The 5,029-nt window shown below is 31.0% G+C and carries 4 protein-coding genes and 2 pseudogenes; 2 read left to right on the top strand and 4 right to left on the bottom strand.

Annotated features, from left to right (window positions below):
- Positions 1–81, bottom strand: a pseudogene (locus KA878_RS04520) (IS6 family transposase); the annotation flags it as partial.
- 244 nt (positions 82–325) lie between these two features.
- On the opposite strand from KA878_RS04520, the gene mecA reads away from it, so the two are divergent.
- Complete coding sequence (mecA, locus tag KA878_RS04515) at positions 326–2,335, top strand: PBP2a family beta-lactam-resistant peptidoglycan transpeptidase MecA (RefSeq protein WP_063852638.1); 2,010 nt, start codon at positions 326–328, stop codon at positions 2,333–2,335.
- 45 nt (positions 2,336–2,380) lie between these two features.
- On the opposite strand, the gene KA878_RS04510 is transcribed toward mecA, so the two are convergent.
- The 3 genes from KA878_RS04510 to KA878_RS04500 all read right to left on the bottom strand — a co-directional run bounded on the left by KA878_RS04510 (position 2,381) and on the right by KA878_RS04500 (position 4,894).
- Entirely contained in the window at positions 2,381–2,809 is a 429-nt protein-coding gene (locus KA878_RS04510) for a MaoC family dehydratase (RefSeq protein ID WP_000872606.1), read from the bottom strand.
- Positions 2,810–2,905: 96 nt separating this feature from the next.
- Complete coding sequence (locus KA878_RS04505) at positions 2,906–3,649, bottom strand: glycerophosphoryl diester phosphodiesterase (RefSeq protein WP_000958858.1); 744 nt, start codon at positions 3,647–3,649, stop codon at positions 2,906–2,908.
- 876 nt (positions 3,650–4,525) lie between these two features.
- Positions 4,526–4,894: a hydroxymethylglutaryl-CoA synthase gene (locus KA878_RS04500; RefSeq protein WP_312883914.1), complete on the bottom strand. Its 369-nt coding sequence runs from the start codon at positions 4,892–4,894 to the stop codon at positions 4,526–4,528.
- Positions 4,895–4,950: 56 nt separating this feature from the next.
- Here KA878_RS04500 and KA878_RS04495 point away from each other — a divergent pair.
- Positions 4,951–5,029 (top strand): annotated as a pseudogene (locus KA878_RS04495) (IS6 family transposase); the annotation flags it as partial.

The following is a 5,029-nucleotide window of genomic DNA, read 5'->3' as shown; positions in this document are numbered from 1 at the left end:
ACTCAATGCATATCTTAGATAGTAGCCAACGGCTACAGTGATAACATCCTTGTTAAATTGTTTATATCTGAAATAGTTCATACAGAAGACTCCTTTTTGTTAAAATTATACTATAAATTCAACTTTGCAACAGAACCTTAAATATCATCTAAAACAAGAAGAGTAAAAAAATTACACATATCGTGAGCAATGAACTGATTATACTTAACATTAAAAAAGATGATAACACCTTCTACACCTCCATATCACAAAAATTATAACATTATTTTGACATAAATACTACATTTGTAATATATTACAAATGTAGTCTTATATAAGGAGGATATTGATGAAAAAGATAAAAATTGTTCCACTTATTTTAATAGTTGTAGTTGTCGGGTTTGGTATATATTTTTATGCTTCAAAAGATAAAGAAATTAATAATACTATTGATGCAATTGAAGATAAAAATTTCAAACAAGTTTATAAAGATAGCAGTTATATTTCTAAAAGCGATAATGGTGAAGTAGAAATGACTGAACGTCCGATAAAAATATATAATAGTTTAGGCGTTAAAGATATAAACATTCAGGATCGTAAAATAAAAAAAGTATCTAAAAATAAAAAACGAGTAGATGCTCAATATAAAATTAAAACAAACTACGGTAACATTGATCGCAACGTTCAATTTAATTTTGTTAAAGAAGATGGTATGTGGAAGTTAGATTGGGATCATAGCGTCATTATTCCAGGAATGCAGAAAGACCAAAGCATACATATTGAAAATTTAAAATCAGAACGTGGTAAAATTTTAGACCGAAACAATGTGGAATTGGCCAATACAGGAACAGCATATGAGATAGGCATCGTTCCAAAGAATGTATCTAAAAAAGATTATAAAGCAATCGCTAAAGAACTAAGTATTTCTGAAGACTATATCAAACAACAAATGGATCAAAATTGGGTACAAGATGATACCTTCGTTCCACTTAAAACCGTTAAAAAAATGGATGAATATTTAAGAGATTTCGCAAAAAAATTTCATCTTACAACTAATGAAACAGAAAGTCGTAACTATCCTCTAGGAAAAGCGACTTCACATCTATTAGGTTATGTTGGTCCCATTAACTCTGAAGAATTAAAACAAAAAGAATATAAAGGCTATAAAGATGATGCAGTTATTGGTAAAAAGGGACTCGAAAAACTTTACGATAAAAAGCTCCAACATGAAGATGGCTATCGTGTCACAATCGTTGACGATAATAGCAATACAATCGCACATACATTAATAGAGAAAAAGAAAAAAGATGGCAAAGATATTCAACTAACTATTGATGCTAAAGTTCAAAAGAGTATTTATAACAACATGAAAAATGATTATGGCTCAGGTACTGCTATCCACCCTCAAACAGGTGAATTATTAGCACTTGTAAGCACACCTTCATATGACGTCTATCCATTTATGTATGGCATGAGTAACGAAGAATATAATAAATTAACCGAAGATAAAAAAGAACCTCTGCTCAACAAGTTCCAGATTACAACTTCACCAGGTTCAACTCAAAAAATATTAACAGCAATGATTGGGTTAAATAACAAAACATTAGACGATAAAACAAGTTATAAAATCGATGGTAAAGGTTGGCAAAAAGATAAATCTTGGGGTGGTTACAACGTTACAAGATATGAAGTGGTAAATGGTAATATCGACTTAAAACAAGCAATAGAATCATCAGATAACATTTTCTTTGCTAGAGTAGCACTCGAATTAGGCAGTAAGAAATTTGAAAAAGGCATGAAAAAACTAGGTGTTGGTGAAGATATACCAAGTGATTATCCATTTTATAATGCTCAAATTTCAAACAAAAATTTAGATAATGAAATATTATTAGCTGATTCAGGTTACGGACAAGGTGAAATACTGATTAACCCAGTACAGATCCTTTCAATCTATAGCGCATTAGAAAATAATGGCAATATTAACGCACCTCACTTATTAAAAGACACGAAAAACAAAGTTTGGAAGAAAAATATTATTTCCAAAGAAAATATCAATCTATTAACTGATGGTATGCAACAAGTCGTAAATAAAACACATAAAGAAGATATTTATAGATCTTATGCAAACTTAATTGGCAAATCCGGTACTGCAGAACTCAAAATGAAACAAGGAGAAACTGGCAGACAAATTGGGTGGTTTATATCATATGATAAAGATAATCCAAACATGATGATGGCTATTAATGTTAAAGATGTACAAGATAAAGGAATGGCTAGCTACAATGCCAAAATCTCAGGTAAAGTGTATGATGAGCTATATGAGAACGGTAATAAAAAATACGATATAGATGAATAACAAAACAGTGAAGCAATCCGTAACGATGGTTGCTTCACTGTTTTATTATGAATTATTAATAAGTGCTGTTACTTCTCCTTTAAATACAATTTCTTCATTTTCATTGTATGTTGAAAGTGACACTGTAACGAGTCCATTTTCTTTTTTTATGGATTTCTTATTTGTAATTTCAGCGATAACGTACAATGTATTACCTGGGTATACAGGTTTAATAAATTTAACGTTATTCATTTGTGTTCCTGCTACAACTTCTTCTCCGTATTTACCTTCTTCTACCCATAATTTAAATGATATTGAAAGTGTATGCATGCCAGATGCAATGATACCTTTAAATCTACTTTGTTCTGCTTTTTCTTTATCTATATGCATATATTGAGGATCAAAAGTTGTTGCAAATTGGATAATTTCTTCTTCTGTAATATGAAGGCTTTTTGTTTTGAATGTTTCTCCTACTATAAAATCATCGTATTTCATATATGTCTCTCTTTCTTATTCAAATTAATTTTTTAGTATGTAACATGTTAAAGGTAAGTCTACCGTCACTGAAACGTAAGACTCACCTCTAACTTTCTATTGAGACAAATGCACCATTTTATCTGCATTGTCTGTAAAGATACCATCAACTCCCCAATTAGCAAGTTGGTTTGCACGTGCTGGTTTGTTTACAGTCCATACGTTCAATTCATAACCCGCTTCTTTTACCATTTTTACTTTTGCTTTAGTAAGTTTGGCATCTTCAGTGTTTACTATTTTAGCATTACAGTAATCTAAAAGTGTTCTCCAGTCTTCACGAAACGAAGTTGTATGGAATATAACTGCTCTGTTATATTGTGGCATGATTTCTTCTGCAAGTTTAACAAGCACAACATTAAAGCTTGAAATGAGCACTTCTTGATTCTGATTTAAGTTTGTTAATTGTTCTTCCACTTGCTTAACCATACTTTTAGAAAGTGCTAGTCCATTCGGTCCAGTAATACCTTTTAATTCTACATTTAAATTCATATTATATTCATTTGCTATTTTTACTACATCATCGAAAGTTGGCAAATGTTCATCTTTGAATTTTTCACCAAACCAAGATCCTGCAGAAGCATCTTTAATTTCATCATAATTCAATTCAGTTATTTCCCCGGACATATTTGTAGTCCGTTCTAAATAATCATCATGAATGATAATCAGTTGTTCATCTTTTGTAATTGCAACATCTAACTCCAACCAGTTTATACCTTCTACTTCTGAAGCAGCTTTAAATGATGCAATTGTATTTTCCGGAGCTTTACTAGGTAATCCTCTATGTCCATATACAGTTAGCATATTACCTCTCCTTGCATTTTTATTTTTTTAATTAACGTAACTGTATTATCACATTAATCGCACTTTTATTTCCATTAAAAAGAGATGAATATCATAAATAAAGAAGTCGATAGATTCGTATTGATTATGGAGTTAATCTACGTCTCATCTCATTTTTAAAAAATCATTTATGTCCCAAGCTCCATTTTGTAATCAAGTCTAGTTTTTCTGTACCCCTTATCTGCAATTTTACTTAGGATTGCTTTTAACTTACCTCTTATCTGCAATTTTACTTAGGATTGCTTTTAACTTACCCCTTATCAGCAATTTTACTGAGAACTGCTTTTAACGCACCTCTTATCTGCAATTTTGCCTAGAACTGCTTTTAACGTACCTCTTATCTGCAATTTTACTGAGAACTGCTTTTAACTTACCCCTTATCAGCAATTTTGCATGGAATTGCTTTTAACGTACCTCTTATCTGCAATTTTACTTAGAACTGCTTTTAACAAACCTCTTATCTGCAATTTTACTGAGAACTGCTTTTAACGTACCTCTTATCTGTAATTTTACTGAGAACTGCTTTTAACAAACCTCTTATCTGCAATTTTACTTAGAATTGCTTTTACTATTCCTCTTATTAGTATAATCTCAGTAAGAATGCGTATAAAAATGAAAATTACAACCGATTTTGTAAGTGCTGACGCCTGAGGGAATAGTATGTGCGAGAGACTAATGGCTCGAGCCATACCCCTAGGCAAGCATGCACGTACAAAATCGTAAGATAAAAAAATAAGCATATCACTGTAAACTTTAAAAAATCAGTTTAGTGATATGCTTATTTATTTCGAGTTAGGATTTATGTCCCAAGCTCATCAAGCACAATCGGCCACTAGTTTATTTCTCTATCTTATATGTTCTGATATGGTCTTCTATACTGTATAAGTATACTTTTGAATATGGATCTTGTGTCAATTCACGTTCGAAATCAAATTCTTGATTATCAAATCTGTTAAAGAATGTTTCGTATTCTTCGACTGATAATTGCTCTCTAGATTCTAGCATATTTAAGTGTTTCTCTTTATCTAATGCTTTGTCATATCCTTTAACGATTGAACCACTAAAGATTTCTCCTACTGCTCCTGAACCATAACTAAATAGACATACTTTCTCTTCTGGTTGGAATGTGTGGTTCTGTAATAACGAAATTAAACTTAAGTATAATGATCCTGTATAAAAGTTTCTTACGTCTGTATTCCATTTTATGGTTCTGTTGCAAAGTTGAATTTATAGTATAATTTTAACAAAAAGGAGTCTTCTGTATGAACTATTTCAGATATAAACAATTTAACAAGGATGTTATCACTGTAGCCGTTGGCTACTATCTAAGATATGCATTGA

The organism is Staphylococcus sp. GDY8P57P (assembly GCF_017892585.1).
GTDB lineage: Bacteria > Bacillota > Bacilli > Staphylococcales > Staphylococcaceae > Staphylococcus > Staphylococcus borealis.
This window is presented reverse-complemented; position numbering and strand designations above follow the sequence as displayed.

Coding starts and splice junctions, on each gene's coding strand:
- KA878_RS04510 (WP_000872606.1), bottom strand. CDS start 2,809: ATGAAATACGATGATTTTATAGTAGGAGAAACATTCAAAACAAAAAGC.
- KA878_RS04505 (WP_000958858.1), bottom strand. CDS start 3,649: ATGCTAACTGTATATGGACATAGAGGATTACCTAGTAAAGCTCCGGAA.